We start from the raw sequence: 19,136 nt of genomic DNA on the forward strand, positions 1-19,136 counted from the left end.
CGCCGGCAGGGGCTGCGAGGCCCGCCATAAGGTGCGATAATCCGTCAATTCACCGCATTCCAGGCATACCTCGATGGCCATTACGCTCAAAAACGAACACGACATCGCCGAGATGCGCGTCGCCTGCCGTCTCGCGAGCGAAGTGCTCGACTTCATCACGCCGCACGTCGTCGCGGGCGTCACGACCGCCGAACTCGACCGGCTCTGTCACGAATTCATGCTCAACGAGCAGGGCACGATCCCCGCGCCGCTGAATTATCAGCCGCCCGGCTATCCGCCGTACCCGAAGGCCACCTGCATCTCGGTCAATGACGTGATCTGCCACGGCATTCCGGGCGAAAAAGTGATCAAGAACGGCGACGCGCTGAACATCGACATCACCGTGATCAAGAACGGCTACTTCGGTGACACCAGCCGGATGTTCATCGTCGGCGAGGGCTCGATCCTCGCGAAGCGCCTCGTACAGACCACCTACGAGTGCATGTGGCTCGGCATCGACCAGGTCAAGCCCGGCGCCCACCTCGGCGACATCGGCTACGCAATCCAGAAGCATGCGGAAGCGCAGGGCTACAGCGTCGTGCGCGAATACTGCGGCCACGGCATCGGCACGGTGTTCCACGAGGATCCGCAGGTCGTCCACTACGGCCGTCCGGGCACCGGCATCGAGCTGAAGGCCGGGATGATCTTCACGATCGAGCCGATGATCAACGCCGGCAAGCGCGATATCCGCACGATGCCGGACCAGTGGACGGTCAAGACGCGCGACCGCAGCCTGTCCGCGCAGTGGGAGCACACGGTGCTCGTCACCGAGACGGGCTACGAGGTGCTGACCGTGTCCGCCGGCACGCCGGCGCGCCCGGTATTCGCGCAACCGGCCGCCGCGGTCTGAGCGCCGCCGCGCCAGTCCGCCCCTGACCCGCTGACCTGAACGGCCCGCCCATGAGCGCTCACGCCGCCCCCTCGCCCGAAGCGCTGTCGCGGCGCGCCGAATTCAAGGCCGCCAAGGCCGACATGCTCGAGCGCTTTCGCAGCGCGACGAACGTCGCGTCGCTGATGCACGCGCTGTCGAAACTCACCGACGACGTGCTCAAGCGCGTGTGGGACGACTGCGGGCTGCCCGCGACGCTCGCACTCGTCGCCGTCGGCGGCTACGGGCGCGGCGAGCTCGCGCCCTACTCCGACGTCGACATCCTCGTGCTGCTGCCCGATGCGCACGACCCGGCGCTCGACGCGCGCATCGAGCGCTTCATCGGGATGGCATGGGATCTCGGCCTCGAGATCGGCAGCAGCGTGCGCACGGTCGCCCAATGCATCGAGGAAGCATCGCAGGACGTCACCGTGCAGACCTCGCTGCTCGAGGCGCGCCGCATCGTCGGCAGCACCGCGCTGTTCGAGCGTTTCACCGTCAGGTATCACGAGGCGCTCGACGCGCGCGCGTTCTTCACCGCGAAGGTGCTCGAGATGCGCCAGCGCCACGCGAAGTTCCAGGACACGCCGTACAGCCTCGAGCCGAACGTGAAGGAAAGCCCGGGCGGGTTGCGCGACCTGCAGACGATCCTCTGGATCGCGCGCGCGGCCGGCTTCGGCAGCAGCTGGCGCGAGCTCGACACGCGCGGCCTCATCACCGATCGCGAGGCGCGCGAGCTGCGCCGCAACGAGGGATTCCTGAAGACGTTGCGCGCGCGGCTGCACGTGATCGCCGGACGCCGCCAGGACATGCTCGTGTTCGACCTGCAGACGCAGGCCGCCGAGAGCTTCGGCTACCAGCCGACGCAGGCCAAGCGTGCGAGCGAGCAGCTGATGCGCCGTTACTACTGGGCCGCGAAAGCGGTCACGCAGTTGGCGACGATCCTGATCCAGAACATCGAGGCACAGCTGTTCCCCGCGACGAGCGGCATCACGCGCGTGCTGTCGCCCGATCGCTTCGTCGAGAAGCAGGGCATGCTCGAGATCGTCGACGACGGCGTGTTCGAACGCCATCCGGACGCGATCCTCGAAGCGTTCCTGCTGTACGAGGCGACCCGCGGCGTGAAGGGCCTGTCCGCCCGCACGCTGCGCGCGCTGTACAACTCGCGCGAGATCATGAACGACACATGGCGGCGCGATCCGCAGAACCGCCGCACGTTCATGCAGATCCTGCAGCAGCCCGAAGGCATCACGCATGCGTTCCGGCTGATGAACCAGACGAGCGTGCTCGGCCGCTATCTGCTGAATTTCCGCCGCATCGTCGGCCAGATGCAGCATGACCTGTACCACGTGTACACGGTCGACCAGCACATCCTGATGGTGTTGCGCAACATTCGCCGCTTCGCGGTGGCCGAGCACGCGCACGAGTACCCGTTCTGCAGCCAGCTGATCGGCAATTTCGAGCGCCCGTGGGTGCTTTATGTCGCGGCGTTGTTCCACGACATCGCGAAAGGCCGCGGCGGCGACCACTCGACGCTCGGGATGGCCGACGCGCGGCGTTTTTGCCGCGAGCACGGAATCGCCGGCGACGACGCGGCGCTGATCGTGTGGCTCGTCCAGCATCACCTGACTATGAGCCAGGTCGCGCAGAAGCAGGACACGAGCGACCCGGAGGTCATCAAGCGCTTCGCCGAAGTCGTCGGCAACGAGCGCTACCTCACCGCGCTCTACCTGCTGACCGTCGCCGATATCCGCGGCACGAGCCCGAAGGTGTGGAACACGTGGAAGGGCAAGCTCCTCGAAGACCTCTACCGGATCACGCTGGCGGTGCTCGGCGGCGCCAATCCCGACGCGCATTCGGAACTGAAGTCGCGACAGGAGCAGGCGCTCGCGCTGCTGCGCCTCGAGACCGTGCCCGACGACGCGCACCGCGCGCTGTGGGATCAGCTCGACATCGGCTTTTTCCTGCGCCACGACGCGGCCGACATCGCATGGCAGACGCGCGTGCTGTACCGGCACGTGAACGCCGAAACCGCGATCGTCCGCGCGCGGCCGTCGCCGATCGGCGACGCGCTGCAAGTGCTCGTGTATGTGAAGGACCGCCCCGACCTGTTCGCGGGCATTTGCGCGTACTTCGACCGCAACGGGCTGTCGGTGCTCGATGCGCGCGTCAGCACGACGCGGCACGGCTATGCGCTCGACAACTTCATCGTCACGCAGACCGAGCGCGACGTGCGCTACCGCGACATCGCGAATCTCGTCGAACAGCAACTCGCGACGCGCCTTGCAGAAGCCGCGTCGCTGCCCGAGCCGTCCAAGGGTCGTCTGTCGCGGCTGTCCCGGACGTTTCCGATCACGCCGCGCGTCGACCTCCGGGCCGACGAGCGCGGTCAGTACTACATCCTGTCCGTGTCCGCCAACGACCGGCCGGGCCTTCTCTATTCGATCGCGCGCGTCCTGGCCGAGCATCGGGTCGGCGTCCACGCGGCGCGGATCAATACGCTCGGCGAACGCGTCGAGGACATCTTCCTGCTCGACGGTGCCGGCCTGTCCGACAACCGCTTGCAGATCCAGCTCGAAACCGAATTGCTGCGCGCGATCGCAGTCTGAATGAATCCCAGCGTTTATGCGCACCAAATTGACCGTCAAGAATCCGCGGCCGGCGTCGCCGACCCGCGCACCCGTCCGCTCCGGCAGCCTCGTCGCCCGCAAGGCGGTGCGCCCCGCCGCGCCGTCCGCGGCCGACAAGCCGCCGCGCCCGAAGAAGGCCACCTCGCCGGCCGCCGCCGGCGAACGCGCGTTCAAGCCGCGCGGCGCGGAGGGCCCGGGTGCGGATCGCGCTCCGGCGAAGCGCACGCCGCGTGACGGCGGCGCCGAACGCGGCTATCGCAGCGATGCGAAGCCTGGCGGCCGAGCCGAACGCGGCGACGCCCGTCCGTATCGCGGCACCGACGGCAAGCCCGATGCGCGGCCGCGCCGTGCGGGTGCCGAAGGCGGTGCACGTGCGCCCTACCGCGACAAGGCAGTCGCTGAAGGCGAAAAGCGCAGCTTCGGCGAACGCCGTACGTCGTCCGATCGCCCCGCGCGTCGCAGCGACGACGATGCGCGCCCGCGCCGCGCAGGCGCCGAAGGCGCTGCACGTGCCCCCTACCGCGACAAGGCGGCCGGCGCAGGCGAAAAGCGCAGCTTCGGCGAACGCCGTACGTCGTCCGATCGCCCCGCGCGTCGCAGCGACGACGATGCACGCCCGCGCCGCGCAGGCGCCGAAGGCGCTGCACGTGCCCCCTACCGCGACAAGGCGGCCGGCGCAGGCGAAAAGCGCAGCTTCGGCGAACGCCGCACGTCGTCCGATCGCCCGGCTCGCCGCAGCGACGACGATGTGCGCCCGCGCCGCGCAGGCGCTGAAGGCGGCGCACGTGCGCCCTATCGAGACAAGGCAGGCGGCGCAGGCGAAAAGCGCAGCTTCGGCGAACGCCGCACGACATCCGACCGCCCGGCCCGTCGCAATGACGACGATGCACGCCCGCGCCGCGCAGGCGCCGAAGGCGCTGCACGCGCACCCTACCGCGACAAGGCGGCCGGCGCAGCCGAAAAGCGCAGCTTCGCGGAACGCCGCACGTCGTCCGATCGCCCGGCGCGCCCCGCACGCGACAACGAACGTAGCAGCACGGAACGCCGCTCGACCGGCGCCGCGCTGAAGACTGCGCAACCGGTCAAGCGCCGCGTCGACCACGGCGACGAAACGGGCCTGATGCGCCTGTCGAAGCGCATGTCCGAACTCGGCCTGTGCTCGCGCCGCGAAGCGGACGAATGGATCGAAAAGGGCTGGGTGCTCGTCGACGGCGAACGCATCGACACGCTCGGCACCAAGGTCCGTCCGGACCAGAAGATCGAGATCGACGAGCGCGCGTCCGCCGCGCAGGCCGCGCAGGTGACGATCCTGCTGCACAAGCCGGTCGGCTACGTGTCGGGTCAGGCGGAAGACGGCTACGAGCCGGCATCGGTGCTGATCACGCGCGCGAACCAGTGGAGCGGCGACCGCTCGCAACTGCGCTTCTCGCCGCAGCACCTGCATGCGCTCGCACCCGCCGGGCGGCTCGACATCGATTCGACCGGCCTGCTCGTCCTGACGCAGAACGGCCGGATCGCGAAGCAACTGATCGGCGAGCAGTCGGACATCGACAAGGAATACCTGGTGCGCGTGCGCTTCGGCGAACGGCTGATCGACATCGACCAGCACTTCCCCGCGGAATCGCTCGCGAAACTGCGCCACGGTCTCGAGCTCGACGGCGTCCCGCTGAAGCCCGCAATGGTGAGCTGGCAGAACGGCGAACAGCTGCGTTTCGTGCTGCGCGAAGGCAAGAAACGCCAGATCCGCCGCATGTGCGAGCTGGTCGGTCTCGAAGTGATCGGCCTGAAACGCGTGCGGATGGGCCGCGTGATGCTCGGCGCGTTGCCGCAAGGGCAATGGCGCTATCTGTCGGCTGACGAGTCGTTCTGACGGCGGGCACGCACTGCGTGCCGCGCAATGCAAAAAGCCCGCGCAAGCGGGCTTTTTCGTTTCGGTACGGCAGCGGCGCGCGCGGCCGCATGAAGGTCAGTCGTCGTCGGCCGGATCAAGCCCCGGAAACAGCACTTCGGTGAAGCCAAAGCGCGTGAAGTCGGTGATCCGCATCGGATACAGCTTGCCGATCAGGTGATCGTATTCGTGCTGGACGACCCGCGCGTGGAAGCCTTCGGCGACACGGTCGAGCTTCGCGCCGAACTGATCGAAGCCGCTGTAGCGCACCTTCGCATAGCGGCTGACGACGCCGCGCATGCCCGGCACCGACAGGCAGCCCTCCCAGCCCTCTTCCATGTCCGGCGGCATGTACTCGAGCTTCGGGTTGATCAGCACCGTCTCGGGCACGGGCGGTGCGTCAGGATAGCGGTTGTTGCTGCCGAAGCCGAAGATGATGATCTGCAGACCGACGCCGATTTGCGGCGCGGCAAGGCCCGCACCGTTCGCGTGATGCATCGTCTCGAACATGTCCGCGACGATCTCGTGCAGTTCGGGGGTATCGAACCGCTCGACCGGCTTGGCGACTTCGAGCAGGCGCGGATCGCCCATCTTCAGGATCTCGCGAATCATGGCGTGTTGCCCTCCAGGAGTTGGTGCAGTCCGTCTTCGTCCAGCACGGGGATGCCGAGTTCCTCGGCCTTCGCGAGCTTGCTGCCGGCGTCAGCGCCGGCGACCACGTAATCCGTCTTCTTCGATACCGAGCCCGCGACTTTCGCGCCCGCCGCTTCGAGCATCTCCTTCGCCGCGTCGCGCGTGAGCGTCGGCAGCGTGCCCGTCAGCACGATCGTCTTGCCGGCGAGTACGCCCTGCGGCGCCTTCGGCGCGGGCGGGCCTTCGGGCCACGTGACCTTGCCGGGCGCACGCAACTGCTCGATCACCGTGCGATTGTGCTCCTCCGCGAAGAACTGGTGCAACGACTCGGCCACGATCGGCCCGACGTCGTTCACTTCGAGCAGTTCCTCGATCGACGCGTCCATGATCGGCGTCAGTGATCCGAAATGCTTCGCGAGATCCTTCGCGGTAGATTCGCCGACATGGCGGATCCCGAGCCCGTAGATGAAGCGCGCGAGGGTCGTGTGCTTCGCCTTTTCGAGCGAATCGAGAAGATTCTGCGCGGACTTCTCGGCGAACCGGTCGAGTTCCGCGAGCGTCGCGAAACCGAGATTGAACAGGTCGGCCGGCGTGCGCACGAGGTTCAGATCGACGAGCTGATCGATGATCTTCTCGCCGAGCCCGTCGATGTCGAGCGCGCGGCGCTGCGCGAAATGCCACAGCGCCTGCTTGCGCTGCGCCGGACAGAACAGGCCGCCCGTGCAGCGCGCGATCGCCTCGTCGGGCAGGCGCTCGATCTTCGAGCCGCATACCGGGCACTCGGTCGGCATCACGAACTCGGCCGCATCGGCCGGCCGGCGGTCGAGCAGCGCGCCGACGACTTCGGGGATCACGTCGCCCGCGCGCCGCACGATCACGGTATCGCCGATCCGGATGTCCTTGCGGCGCACTTCGTCCTCGTTGTGCAGCGTTGCGTTGGTTACCGTCGCGCCGCCGACGAACACCGGCTCGAGCCGCGCGACCGGCGTGATCGCGCCCGTGCGGCCGACCTGCACGTCGATCGCGACGAGCTTCGTCAATGCTTCTTGTGCAGGGAACTTGTGCGCGAGCGCGAAGCGCGGCGCGCGCGACACGAAGCCGAGGCGGTCCTGCTCGTCGCGCCGGTTGACCTTGTAGACGACGCCGTCGATATCGTACGGCAGCGATTCGCGCTTCTCGCCGACCTTGCGGAAGAAACCGAGCAGGCCTTCGGCGCCGAGCACGACCGCACGTTCGCGGTTCACCGGCAGGCCGAGCGATTCGTACCAGTCGAGCAGCGCGCTGTGCGTGTCCGGCATCGGCATCCCGTCGAGCACGCCGATCCCGTATGAAAAGAACGACAACGGACGCTGCGCGGTGATCTTCGGGTCGAGCTGGCGCAGGCTGCCGGCCGCCGCATTGCGCGGATTCGCGAATTCGCGCTGTTCGGCCGCGCGCTGGCGTTCGTTCAGGCGTGCGAAATCGCGCTTGAACATCAGCACCTCGCCGCGCACGTCGAGCACGGCCGGCACGTGCGCGCCCTTCAGCTTCAGCGGGATCGAGCGGATCGTGCGGACGTTCTCCGTCACGTCCTCCCCGGTCGTGCCGTCGCCGCGCGTCGATGCCTGCACGAACACGCCGTGCTCGTAGCGCAGCGAGATGGCGAGCCCGTCGAACTTCAGTTCGCATGCGTATTCGACGGGGTCCGTCACCGAGCCCGCGAGATCGGTCGTCTTGTCGAGCGCATCGGCGACGCGCTTGTCGAACGCGACGATGTCCTCGTCGGCGAAGCCGTTGTTCAACGACAGCATCGGCGCGTCATGGATGACCGGCGCGAAACCGCTCGCCACTTCGCCGCCGACGCGCTGCGTCGGCGAATCGGGCGTCACGAGTTCGGGATGATCGGCTTCGAGCTGCTGCAGCTCGCCGAAGAGCCGGTCGTATTCGGCGTCGGGCAGATCCGGCTGGTCGAGTACGTAATAGGCGTAATTCGCCCGCTCGAGTTGATCGCGCAGCCACGCGGCACGCGCGTCGGGGTGGCTGGCTGGCGGTTCGGCTTGGGTTCGGGCCATGCTGGCGGCAATTCGCTCTGAAAAATCGGATGTTCGATTATCTCAGTTTGACGCCGCGGCGGGGGCACGCGATGCGTGCCGCGCAGGTCCGCTGCGGTGCACACGGCGGTGTGTGTTCGGCACTGCAACGACAACGGGCGACGGCACCGCAGGCCGTCGCCCGTGAAACGCGTTACTGACTGAAGAGGCGACGCGTGACCGGCGAACCGGCCGGGATGCCCGCTTCCTCGAGCTTCGCGTACAGCTTCATGAGTTGCTGGTCGATCGCCACCAGCGTCGATTCCGGCAGCGGCCGGCGCGAATCGTCGACGACCCGCGCTCCGATGCGCTCGGACAGCGACTTCGCGTAGTCGCACATCAGCCGGAACGGCAGGATGTCCTCTTCGGCAACCGGCACGTCGAGCACCAGCGTGATCATGTTGCCGCCCTTGTAGGTCAGGTCGTCACGCAGGAAGTTCGTGTCGCCGAACTGCAGCATGAACACGGGGTTCTGCTTCGCGTCGAGCTTCACGAAGCGCGTGCCGTCGCGCGACAGCAGCAGCCCGTCCTGGGAAGCGACGGCCTGCACGTAGTTCGCCGACCACGGCGCGCCGTCCGACATCACGTTGATCGACAACTGCGCGTCGCACTGCGCGGCAAAGCCGTCGAGTTCGCGCGCCATCGCGACCGTCTCCATCATGTCCGGGAATTCCGGTGCGCCGTCGATCGCGTCGGCGAATTGCTGGACGCCCGTCACGAATTCGGAGAATTCGAGTTCGTTCAGCGCGCCGCTGCGGTTCGCGAGCTGGGCGGCGGCACGCAGCTCTTCATAGCGCACGCCGTTCTGCAGCAGTTCCCACTGGCCGCCTTCCGGCTTGCCCTCGATATGCACGGGCTTGCTGCCCGCGCGGCGCAGCCGCTGCGCAACCGGCAGGATCTTGTCGCCCGGCAGCGGCGCGCCGAGGCGGATCGGCACGATGCAGTCGATCCGGCGGTCGACGATCGCGGGTGGCGCCGACGAAATCGTCGTCGCGGCGGGCAGCACGGGTTCAGCCGGTTCGTTCGATGCATCGGCGCCGGGTGCTTCCTGCGTGGCGGCGACCGCACCTTCGTCGACGGCCTGCTCGGCCGACTCGGCCGACGCCGACGGCGCGTCGACGCCGGTGGCCTCGGCCTGCAGGTCGGCCGGCGTGTCGGCAGGCGCCACGCCACCGAAGGTCGGCTCGACGCGCGCGGCGTCGGCCGATGTGCTCGCTGCAGCGGCGGCCGGTGCCGGCGCGGCGGATTCGCGGCGCACGGGCTGGCGCACCGGCTCGATGAACGGCAGCTCTTCGTCGCGCTCGGGGCGATTCATCGCCTCGGCCGTCTCTTCCGGCATCGGGCGCGGCATCCTGCGCCGCACCTTCGCGCCCTGCCACGCGTTGTAGACCACGACGCCGCCCACCACGACGGCGCCCGCGCCGATCAATCCGAGTGTCAACTCGTCCATGCACGCTCCATCAGCAATTCTGGTTCGTCGGACTCGCGAACGGGCGCCCATGCGCCGCGCGAACGCGGTCCGGTTTCGTCAAACGTCAATTCTGGGCAAAACCCGCGGCGGTCTCCATGTCCACCGCGACGATCCGCGACACGCCCTGCTCTTGCATCGTCACGCCGATCAGCTGCTGCGCCATCTCCATCGCGATCTTGTTGTGCGAGATGAAGAGGAACTGCGTCTTGTCGGACATCGCGCGCACGAGATTCGCGAAACGCTCGGTGTTCGCGTCGTCGAGCGGCGCGTCGACCTCGTCGAGCAGACAGAACGGTGCCGGGTTCAGCTGGAACATCGCGAACACCAGTGCGGTGGCGGTCAGCGCCTTTTCGCCGCCCGACAGCAGGTGGATGGTCGCGTTCTTCTTGCCCGGCGGCTGCGCCATCACCTGCACGCCCGCATCGAGAATCTCGTCGCCCGTCATGATCAGCTTCGCCTGGCCGCCGCCGAACAGGCGCGGGAACAGGTCGCTGAAGTGACGATTGACCTCGTCGAAGGTGCCCTGCAGCAGCGTGCGGGTTTCCTGGTCGATCTTGTGGATCGCATCCTCGAGCGTCGTGATCGCGTCGGTCAAGTCGGCCGACTGCGCATCGAGGAACACCTTGCGCTCGCTCGCGGCCTTCAGCTCGTCGAGCGCGGCCATGTTGACCGGACCCAGCGCGTTGATCGCGTTGTTCAGGCGCGTGACCTCGCCCTGCAGGTACGACGGTTTCAGGTCCGGCGTCAGCTTCTCGCACAGCGCTTGCTCGTCGACTTCGGCCGCCGCGAGCTGCTCGGCAAACTGCTCGACGGACAGGCGCGCGGCCTGCTCCTTCAACTGCAGCTCGGTGATGCGGTCGCGCAACGGCTGCAGCGAACGCTCGGCAACGAGACGCTGCTCGTCCGAGGCACGCAGCTTTGCCGTCAGGTCGTCGAGTTCGATCCGCGCGGCCTGCAGTGCCTCTTCCTTCACCGCGCGAATTTCGAGCGCGTCCTGCAGGCCCGTGTGTGCGGTCTGCTCGTTGATCGTTTCGAGTTCGGCGCGCGCGTCTTCCAGCGACGCGGCGACGCGCTCGCTCTGCTCGTGCGCGACCTGGATGCTGCGCTTGAGCTCGTCGATCCGCGTGACCGCGTTGCGCGCGGCGAAGCGTGCGTCGTTCGCGCCGCGCTCGAGATCGCGCGCTTCCTGGCGCGCCTGCGTCAGCGATTCGTCGAGCGCCTCGAATGCGAGCTGGTTGTCCTCGAAGCGCGCCTGCAGTTCCGCGAGTTCGCCGTCGAAACGCTCGAAGTTCGCTTCCGATTCCGCGCGCAGCGCGCGCTGCTCGTCGATCTGCGCGCCGATTTCCTCGAGCTCCTCGCGGATCTGCGTGCTGCGCTGCGTGTAGCGCTCATGCGCCTGCGCGAGCTTGAGCACGTCCATCTGCAGTGCGTGCACGCGCTGCGTCGCGCGTTCGGCCTGCGCGCGCACGTCGCCGAGCGCCTGCGTGGCCTGCGTGTGCGCGGCCTCCGCCCGCACGGCGGCGGTGCGGGCCTCGTCGGCGAGCAGCGCCTGCGCGCGCACCTGGCGCGTCAGGTTCTCGATTTCCTGCTGGCGAGCCAGCATCCCGGCCTGCTCCGAATCGGCCGCGTACAGCTGCACGCCGACACGCGTGACGATGTGGCCGGCCTTGACGACGAACGCGCCGCCTGCCGGCAGTTGCGCGCGCGTCGCGAGCGCCTGCGCGACGTCGTCGGCGACGTACACGTTGCCGAGCCAGTCGTTCAGCACCGCACGGATGCCCGCATCGTCGATGCGTACGAGCGACAGCACCGGGCGCAGCCCGGCCGCGGCGGCCGGCGGTTCACCGGCCGCGGGTGGCGCGTAGAACGCGAGCTTCGCGGGCGGCGCGTCGGTCGCGAACGCCTTCACCCAGTCGAGATTCGACACTTCGAGCGCAGCCAGGCGCTCGCGCAGCACGGCCTCGAGTGCCGCTTCCCAGCCCGCCTCGACGTGCAGCTTCTTCCAGAGACGCGGCAGCGCGCCGAGCTCGTGCTTGTCGAGCCACGGCTGGATCTTGCCTTCGGTCTGTACGTTCTCCTGCAACTGCTTGAGCGCGGCGAGCCGCGCCTCGAGCTGGTGGATCTGCGCGCTTTCGGCCTGCACGCGCTCCTGCGCGGCGCGGCGTTCGCCGTCGAGGCGCGGCAGCGCGTCCTGCGCATCGGTGAGGCGTGCCTGGGCTTCGGCGAGGATCTCTTCCTGCTCGGCGAGCTGCATGCGCAACTCCTCGAGCTGCGCTTCGTCCGGTGCGTCGAGCCCGCCCGCCTCGGACTTCAGGCGTTCGTGCCGCTGCTGAAGCTGCTGGAGCTGCTGGTCGGCATTGCGCTGGTGCGCCGCCTCGAGCTTCAATGACTGTTCGGTCTGCGCGATCCGCGCGCGTTCGTCGTTGAGCTGCGCCTGCGCATCGCGCCATTTCGCCTCGAGCGCCGGCAGCGCGTCGTGCTTCGCGGCCGCGTTGTCTTCAGCGAGCGCGGCCTTCTCGTCGGCCATCGCCCGCGCCTCTTCGGCTTCCTCGAGCTCGTCCTGCGCCTTCTCGGCCTGCGCGCGCCATTGCTCGCGCTGCGCGTTCAGCGCGGCGATCTGCGCCTGCACGCGATTGCGCGATTCGACGATGAACTTGATCTCGGCCTCGAGGCGGCTCACTTCGGCGTTCGCCTCGTAGAGCGCACCCTGCGCGCCCTGCATCGCGTCGCTCGCCGAATAATGCGCGACCCGCAACGTCTCGAGCTGCGACTCGACCTCGCGCAGTTTTGCCGTCTGCGCCTCGAGGTCGATCTGCGCCTGCTCGATCGCGCGCTGCTGCTTCTGCTGCTCGCTCGCGGCCTCGTTCTTGCGCAGCAGCCACAACAGGCGCTGCTTCTCCTCGCCGTCGGCGACGAGTTCCTTGTATTTGGTCGCGACGACGGCCTGCGCCTCGAGCTTCTCGAGGTTCGCGCCGAGCTCGCGGACGATGTCCTCGACGCGCGTCAGGTTCTCGCGCGTGTCGTGCAGGCGGTTCTCCGTCTCGCGGCGGCGCTCCTTGTACTTCGACACGCCCGCGGCTTCCTCGAGGAACACGCGCAGCTCTTCCGGCTTCGCCTCGATGATCCGCGCGATCATGCCCTGGCCGATGATCGCGTACGCGCGCGGGCCGAGGCCCGTGCCGAGGAAGATGTCCTGGATGTCGCGGCGGCGCGCCGGCAGGTTGTTGATGTAGTAGCTCGACGTGCCGTCGCGCGTCAGCACGCGCTTCACGGCGATCTCGCCGTACTGGCCCCACTGCCCGGCCGCGCGGCCGTCGGAGTTGTCGAAGATCAGTTCGACGCTGGCCCGGCTGCCGGGCTTGCGTGCGGTCGAGCCGTTGAAGATCACGTCCTGCATCGACTCGCCGCGCAGCTCGGACGCGCGCGACTCGCCGAGCACCCAGCGCACGGCATCGATGATGTTGGACTTGCCGCACCCGTTCGGGCCCACCACGCCGACAAGCTGGCCCGGAACCTGGAAATGCGTGGGATCGACAAAGGATTTGAAGCCAGCGAGTTTGATCGAGCTCAGACGCACGGCGGTATCGGATGTGAAGAAGGTGTGAAACGGACGGGGCCGCGACGCGCGGGGCCGGACGGCCCGTGCGCGCGATGCGCCCCGGAATTCAAAAGCGGGGCCGCGCGCATCCAGCGTTGGGCCCCGCAAACGGCTTCCATCATACCATCGCGCGTGCGCCGTCCCGCCCGTCGCCGGGTTTGCCCGATGCCGGCGCGGCACGATGGACCCGGCTCGACAGCAGCGTCGCCAGCACGATGCATGCGCCGCCCGCCCACTCGCGCGCCGTCGGCAGTTCGTTCGCGAACACCCACGCGGACAGCGCGGTGATCACGATCTCGAACAGCATGATGATCGACGCGCGGTTCGCCGGCACGCGCGCGAGGCCATATTGCACGAGCAGGTTGTTCGCCGCCATCGTCACGCCGATCGCGGCGACGATCAGCGCGGCGACGCCGAGCTGGCCGCCCGCCGGTGCGGTCGGCAGCCCCTCGAACAGCGATGCGATCGCGCCGAACACCGCCGCGCCGCCGAACAGCGTCGCCGTGCGCATTTCGGCGCGCATGTCCGGCAGCTCGCGGCTCGCCTTGATCACGAGCACGTTGCTCATCGCGAAGCTCAGGCCGGCCGCGAGCCCCGCCCATTCGGCCGGATTGGCCGGCAGCGGCATGCCGAGCTTCGGCGACCACAGCATCAGCATCGCGCCGCCGATCGACAGCGCCGCAAGCCCCACGCCGGCCCAGGTCAGCCGCTCGCGCAGCAGGAAATGCGCGTAAATCGCGGTCCAGGCGGGCGTCAGGTAGAACAGCAGCATCACGCGCAGCACTTCGCCGTGGATCGTGCCCCACACGAAGCCGAGGTTCGTCACGCCCGCCGTGATCGCGATGCCCGGCAGCACCCAGTGCCAGCGCAGCGTGGCGATCGTGCGGTGCCGCACGACCACCACGAACAGGAAAGCAACGGCGCTCGTCAGCGCGCTCGCCAGCGTGCCGGTGAGCCCGAGCGACGCGAGGATCCGCAGCGGATACCAGATCAGGCCCCATACCGACGCGCCGATCAGGATGGCCAGCGTCGGCAGGCTGCCGCGTACCGCGTTATTCATTTGGTTCGATACCCTTTATTCGACCGGCCCGGCCGCCGTTCCGGCGGGCCGTGACCGCATTGCATCACGCTATAATCGTCCGTTGCGACCCGCGCGCCGACGGCGCCCGCTCGCAGCCGTGCGGCACCCGCGCCGCCCCTTTCGCTCCAACCGGCCGCGATGGCCGCTTCGCCCGTGAACCCTCGACTCGACTCGCTCCAGCCCTATCCCTTCGAAAAGCTGCGCGCCCTGTTCAAGGACGTGACGCCCTCCGCCGGCCTGAAACCGATCAGCTTCGGCATCGGCGAGCCCAAGCACCCGACTCCGGCGCTGATCCGCGACGCCGTGGTGGCTTCGCTCGACGGCCTCGCGTCGTATCCGGCCACGGCCGGCTCGGACGCGTTGCGCACGTCGATCGCGCACTGGCTGGAGCGCCGCTACGGGCTGCCGGCGATCGACCCGGCCACGCAGGTGCTGCCCGTGTCGGGGTCGCGCGAGGCGCTGTTCTCGCTCGCGCAGACGGTGATCGACGCGCGCCCGACCGCGGACGGCGAGAAAGCGATCGTACTCTGTCCGAATCCGTTCTATCAAATTTACGAAGGCGCGGCGCTCCTGGCCGGTGCCGAACCCTATTTCGCGAACAGTGACCCGGCGCGCAACTTCGCGTGCGACTACACGGCCGTGCCCGAAGAAGTCTGGGCGCGCACCCAACTGCTGTACGTGTGCTCGCCGGGCAACCCGACGGGCGCGGTGCTGACGCTCGACGACTGGCGCGAGCTGTTCGCGCTGTCCGACCGCCACGGCTTCGTGATCGCATCCGACGAGTGCTATTCGGAGATCTACTTCGACGAAGCGGCGCCGCCGCTCGGCGGCCTCGAGGCCGCGCACCGCCTCGGTCGCGGCTTCGAGCGGCTCGTGATGCTGTCGAGCCTGTCGAAGCGCTCGAACGTGCCGGGCATGCGCTCGGGCTTCGTCGCCGGCGACGCCGCGCTGCTGAAGAAATTCCTGCTCTACCGCACGTATCACGGCGCCGCGCTGTCGCCGGTCTGGCAGCACGCGAGCATCGCCGCGTGGAACGACGAGGCGCACGTGCGCGAGAACCGCGCGCTGTACCTGCAGAAGTTCAGCACGGTCACGCCGATGCTGGCCGACGTGATCGACGTGAAGCTGCCCGACGCCGCGTTCTACCTGTGGGCCAATGTCGCGCGCACCGGCCTGTCGGATACCGAGTTCGCCCGCCGCCTGTACGCCGACTATAATGTGACGGTTCTGCCCGGCTCGTACCTGGCGCGCGATGCGCACGGCACGAATCCGGGCCGCGATTTCATCCGGATCGCGCTCGTCGCGGGCACCCCCGAATGCGTCGAGGGCGCGCAACGCATCGTCGATTTCTGCCGGGCTCTCGCGCGGTAAGACGTCCATCCCGATCAATTCCATTCATCTCCTGCGAAAACGAACATGTCGCAACAACTTCAGCAAATCATCGATACCGCCTGGGAAAACCGCGCCGAGCTGTCGCCGAAGGCCGCGCCCGCCGACGTCCGCGAAGCCGTCGCTCACGCGATCGAGCAACTCGACAAGGGTGCACTGCGCGTCGCCGAGAAGATCGACGGCAACTGGACCGTGCACCAGTGGCTGAAGAAGGCCGTGCTGCTGTCGTTCCGCCTGGAGGACAACGCACCGATGCCGGCCGGCGGCTACTCGCAGTTCTACGACAAGGTGCCGTCGAAGTTCGCGAACTACACGGCCGAAGACTTCGCCGCGGGCGGCTTCCGCGTCGTGCCGCCGGCCATCGCGCGCCGCGGCTCGTTCATCGCGAAGAACGTCGTGCTGATGCCGTCGTACACCAACATCGGCGCGTACGTCGACGAAGGCACGATGGTCGACACGTGGGCCACGGTCGGCTCGTGCGCGCAGATCGGCAAGAACGTGCACCTGTCGGGCGGTGTCGGCATCGGCGGCGTGCTCGAGCCGCTGCAGGCGAACCCCGTCATCATCGAAGACAACTGCTTCATCGGCGCGCGCTCGGAAGTCGTCGAAGGCGTGATCGTCGAGGAGAACTCGGTGATCTCGATGGGCGTGTACCTCGGCCAGAGCACGAAGATCTACGATCGCGAAACGGGTGAAGTCAGCTACGGCCGCATCCCGGCCGGCTCGGTCGTCGTCGCCGGCAACCTGCCGTCGAAGGACGGCTCGCACAGCCTGTACTGCGCGGTGATCGTGAAGAAGGTCGACGCGAAGACTCGCGCGAAGGTCGGCCTGAACGAGCTGCTGCGAGGCGACTGATGGCCAAGCCGCGCACCGTGGTCGTCTACGGCATTCCGAACTGCGACACCGTGAAGAAGGCCCGCGTGTGGCTCGACGATCACGGCGTCGAGTTCGAGTTTCACGACTTCAAGAAGCTCGGCGTCAGCGCACCGCTCGTCGAGGACTGGCTGAAGGACGTGTCGCTCGACGCGCTCGTGAACAAGCGCGGCACGACGTGGCGCGGCCTGGACGACGCCATGAAGGCGGCCGCGGAAACGAAGTCCGGCGCGGTCGCGCTGATGATCCACAAGCCGTCGGTCATCAAGCGCCCCGTGCTCGTCGTCAACGGCCGCGTGAAATCGCTCGGTTTCGTGGCCGATCAGTACGCGGCGCTGTTTGCCGCCTAGGGCCGCCCGCGCTGCGCCCGCGTCGCGCACGACGCCCCATCGCTGCCGGCCACCGCGCCGGCATTTTTTATCGAAAGTGGTCCGAACCATGTCCGCCACCCTAGCCCTTACCGAACAGCTGATCGCCCGCGCGTCCGTCACGCCCGACGACCAGCATTGCCAGCAGATCATGACCGAGCGCCTCGCCGCGCTCGGCTTCGAATGCGAGACCGTCGCGTCGCACGGCGTGACCAACCTGTGGGCCGTCAAGCGCGGCACCGGCGGCCGCGACGGCAAGCTGCTCGCGTTCGCGGGCCACACCGACGTCGTGCCGACCGGCCCGCTCGAGCAGTGGACCTCGCCGCCGTTCATTCCCGCGCATCGCGACGGCAAACTGTACGGCCGCGGCGCGGCCGACATGAAGACCTCGCTCGCAGCGTTCGTCGTCGCCTCCGAGGAATTCGTCGCGGCCCACCCCGGTCATCGCGGCGCGATCGCGTTCCTGATCACGAGCGACGAGGAAGGCCCGGCCACCGACGGCACCGTGAAGGTCGTCGAGCTGCTCGAAGCACGCGGCGAACGCCTCGACTACTGCATCGTCGGCGAACCGACGTCGACCGCCGAACTCGGCGACGTCGTGAAGAACGGCCGACGCGGCTCGATGTCGGGCGAACTGATCGTCAAGGGCGTGCAGGGCCACATCGCATACCCGCACCTCGCGAAGAACCCGATCCACCTGCTCGCGCCGGCGCTCGCCGAGCTCGCCGCCGAACAGTGGGACGAAGGCAACGAATACTTCCCGCCGACCACCTGGCAGGTGTCGAACCTGCATGCGGGCACCGGCGCGACCAACGTGATCCCCGGCCATGCGGACCTGATGTTCAACTTCCGCTTTTCGACGGCGAGCACCGTCGAGGGCCTGCAGGCACGCGTGCATGCGATCCTCGACAAGCACGGCCTCGAGTACACGCTGAAGTGGTCGGTGAGCGGCCTGCCGTTCCTCACGCCGCGCGGCGACCTGTCGAACGCGCTGGAGAACGCGATCCGCGCCGAAACCGGCCTCACGACCGAACTGTCGACGACGGGCGGCACGTCCGACGGGCGCTTCATCGCGCGCATCTGCCCGCAGGTGATCGAGTTCGGCCCGCCGAACGGCAGCATCCACAAGATCGACGAACACATCGACGTGCGCTTCGTCGACCCGCTGAAGAACGTGTACCGCCGCGTGCTCGAACAACTGATTGCCTGACGGAGCCTCGCATGACGACACCTTTTGCAACCGTTCGCGACCTGCTGCGCTATGCGGTCACGCGCTTCTCGAAGGCGAAGCTCGCGTTCGGCCACGGCTCGGACAATGCGTACGACGAAGCCGCCTACCTCGTGCTGCACACGCTCGACCTGCCGCTCGACACGCTCGAGCCGTTCCTCGACGCTCGCCTGTTGCCGGACGAAATCGCGGCCGTGCTCGCGGTGATCGAACGACGCGCGACCGACCGCGTGCCGGCCGCGTATCTCACGCATGAAGCGTGGATGCACGGTCACCGCTTCTACGTCGACGAGCGCGTGATCGTGCCGCGCTCGTTCATCGGCGAACTGCTCGACGACGGGCTGCAGCCGTATGTCGCCGATCCCGAACAGGTCGGCGCGGTGCTCGAGCTGTGCACCGGCTCCGGCTGCCTCGCGATCCTCGCGGCCAGCGCGTTCCCGAATGCCGAGATCGACGCGGTCGACCTGTCCGAGAAAGCACTCGAAGTCGCCAGGATCAACGTGCACGACTATGGCCTCGACGATCGCATCACGCTGCATCACGGCGACCTCTACGCCCCGCTGCCCGCATTCCGCGCCGAACCCGATACGCGCTACGACGTGATCCTGACGAACCCGCCGTACGTGAACGCAACGTCGATGGCGGCCCTCCCGCCCGAATACCGGCACGAGCCGGAGATGGCGCTCGCGGGCGGCGACGACGGCATGGACATCGTGCGGCGCATCATCGGGCAAGCCCACAAGTGGCTGCACGACGACGGCGTGCTCGTCGTCGAGATCGGCAACGAGCGCGAGCATGTCGAAGCCGCGTTCGGCGGCCTCGAGCTCACGTGGCTGCCCACCAGCGCGGGCGACGACGCCGTGTTCCTGATCCAGGCGTCGGACCTGCCGCGCAAAGCCTGACGGCACGTCGCGACCGAACCGTGCGGCAAGGCACACCGCAGTCCCGCATGGTTCGGTAAGATGCGCGTAAGCGGCCGTCGCGCCGCACGACTTCAGGAG

Annotated in this window: 13 protein-coding genes; 8 read left to right on the forward strand and 5 right to left on the reverse strand. The window is 68.1% G+C overall.

Annotated features, from left to right (window positions below; all coding sequences use genetic code 11):
• Positions 1 to 73: 73 nt before the first annotated feature.
• Genes map through ACV22W_RS22215 form a run of 3 tightly spaced genes read left to right on the forward strand, consistent with a single transcriptional unit; the run spans position 74 to position 5,407 of the window.
• Positions 74 to 889, forward strand: a complete 816-nt coding sequence (gene map / locus ACV22W_RS22205) for a type I methionyl aminopeptidase (RefSeq protein WP_012328760.1) — start codon at positions 74 to 76, stop codon at positions 887 to 889.
• A 50-nt stretch (positions 890 to 939) separates the two neighbouring features.
• Complete coding sequence (locus ACV22W_RS22210; RefSeq protein ID WP_448021759.1) at positions 940 to 3,516, forward strand: [protein-PII] uridylyltransferase; 2,577 nt, start codon at positions 940 to 942, stop codon at positions 3,514 to 3,516.
• Between the two features lie 16 nt (positions 3,517 to 3,532).
• Positions 3,533 to 5,407 carry a pseudouridine synthase gene (locus ACV22W_RS22215; RefSeq protein WP_448021760.1) on the forward strand — a complete coding sequence of 625 codons (1,875 nt, stop codon included), beginning with the start codon at positions 3,533 to 3,535 and terminating at the stop codon, positions 5,405 to 5,407.
• A gap of 96 nt (positions 5,408 to 5,503) precedes the next feature.
• Here ACV22W_RS22215 and def read toward each other — a convergent pair whose 3' ends face one another.
• From def to ACV22W_RS22240, 5 genes are all read right to left on the reverse strand, one after another.
• A complete protein-coding gene (def, locus tag ACV22W_RS22220) occupies positions 5,504 to 6,037 on the reverse strand; it encodes a peptide deformylase (RefSeq protein ID WP_059511077.1) in 534 nt (177 codons plus the stop codon).
• Positions 6,034 to 8,109 (reverse strand): NAD-dependent DNA ligase LigA, encoded by a 2,076-nt coding sequence (gene ligA / locus ACV22W_RS22225; RefSeq protein WP_448021762.1) that lies wholly within the window; start codon positions 8,107 to 8,109, stop codon positions 6,034 to 6,036. Before ligA ends, def begins: the two co-directional genes overlap by 4 nt.
• Positions 8,110 to 8,281: 172 nt before the next feature.
• Positions 8,282 to 9,577, reverse strand: a complete 1,296-nt coding sequence (locus ACV22W_RS22230) for a cell division protein ZipA C-terminal FtsZ-binding domain-containing protein (protein WP_448021763.1) — start codon at positions 9,575 to 9,577, stop codon at positions 8,282 to 8,284.
• Positions 9,578 to 9,662: 85 nt separating this feature from the next.
• Positions 9,663 to 13,175: a chromosome segregation protein SMC gene (smc, locus tag ACV22W_RS22235; protein ID WP_448021765.1), complete on the reverse strand. Its 3,513-nt coding sequence runs from the start codon at positions 13,173 to 13,175 to the stop codon at positions 9,663 to 9,665.
• 139 nt (positions 13,176 to 13,314) lie between these two features.
• On the reverse strand, positions 13,315 to 14,256 hold the full coding sequence (locus ACV22W_RS22240) for a DMT family transporter (RefSeq protein WP_448021767.1): 942 nt from the start codon (positions 14,254 to 14,256) through the stop codon (positions 13,315 to 13,317).
• A gap of 159 nt (positions 14,257 to 14,415) precedes the next feature.
• Between ACV22W_RS22240 and dapC the strand changes: the two genes are divergently transcribed.
• The 5 genes from dapC (at position 14,416) to prmB (ending at position 19,037) form a co-directional block, all read left to right on the forward strand.
• Positions 14,416 to 15,648, forward strand: a complete 1,233-nt coding sequence (dapC, locus tag ACV22W_RS22245; RefSeq protein ID WP_448021768.1) for a succinyldiaminopimelate transaminase — start codon at positions 14,416 to 14,418, stop codon at positions 15,646 to 15,648.
• 45 nt (positions 15,649 to 15,693) lie between these two features.
• Positions 15,694 to 16,521 carry a 2,3,4,5-tetrahydropyridine-2,6-dicarboxylate N-succinyltransferase gene (dapD, locus tag ACV22W_RS22250; RefSeq protein WP_006478479.1) on the forward strand — a complete coding sequence of 276 codons (828 nt, stop codon included), beginning with the start codon at positions 15,694 to 15,696 and terminating at the stop codon, positions 16,519 to 16,521.
• Positions 16,521 to 16,889 (forward strand): ArsC family reductase, encoded by a 369-nt coding sequence (locus tag ACV22W_RS22255; protein WP_044847939.1) that lies wholly within the window; start codon positions 16,521 to 16,523, stop codon positions 16,887 to 16,889. Before dapD ends, ACV22W_RS22255 begins: the two co-directional genes overlap by 1 nt.
• 88 nt (positions 16,890 to 16,977) lie before the next feature.
• Positions 16,978 to 18,117: a succinyl-diaminopimelate desuccinylase gene (dapE, locus tag ACV22W_RS22260; RefSeq protein WP_448021770.1), complete on the forward strand. Its 1,140-nt coding sequence runs from the start codon at positions 16,978 to 16,980 to the stop codon at positions 18,115 to 18,117.
• 11 nt (positions 18,118 to 18,128) lie between these two features.
• Positions 18,129 to 19,037 carry a 50S ribosomal protein L3 N(5)-glutamine methyltransferase gene (prmB, locus tag ACV22W_RS22265; protein WP_059529297.1) on the forward strand — a complete coding sequence of 303 codons (909 nt, stop codon included), beginning with the start codon at positions 18,129 to 18,131 and terminating at the stop codon, positions 19,035 to 19,037.
• Positions 19,038 to 19,136: the final 99 nt, after the last annotated feature.

This window comes from Burkholderia sp. AW49-1 (genome assembly GCF_053427845.1).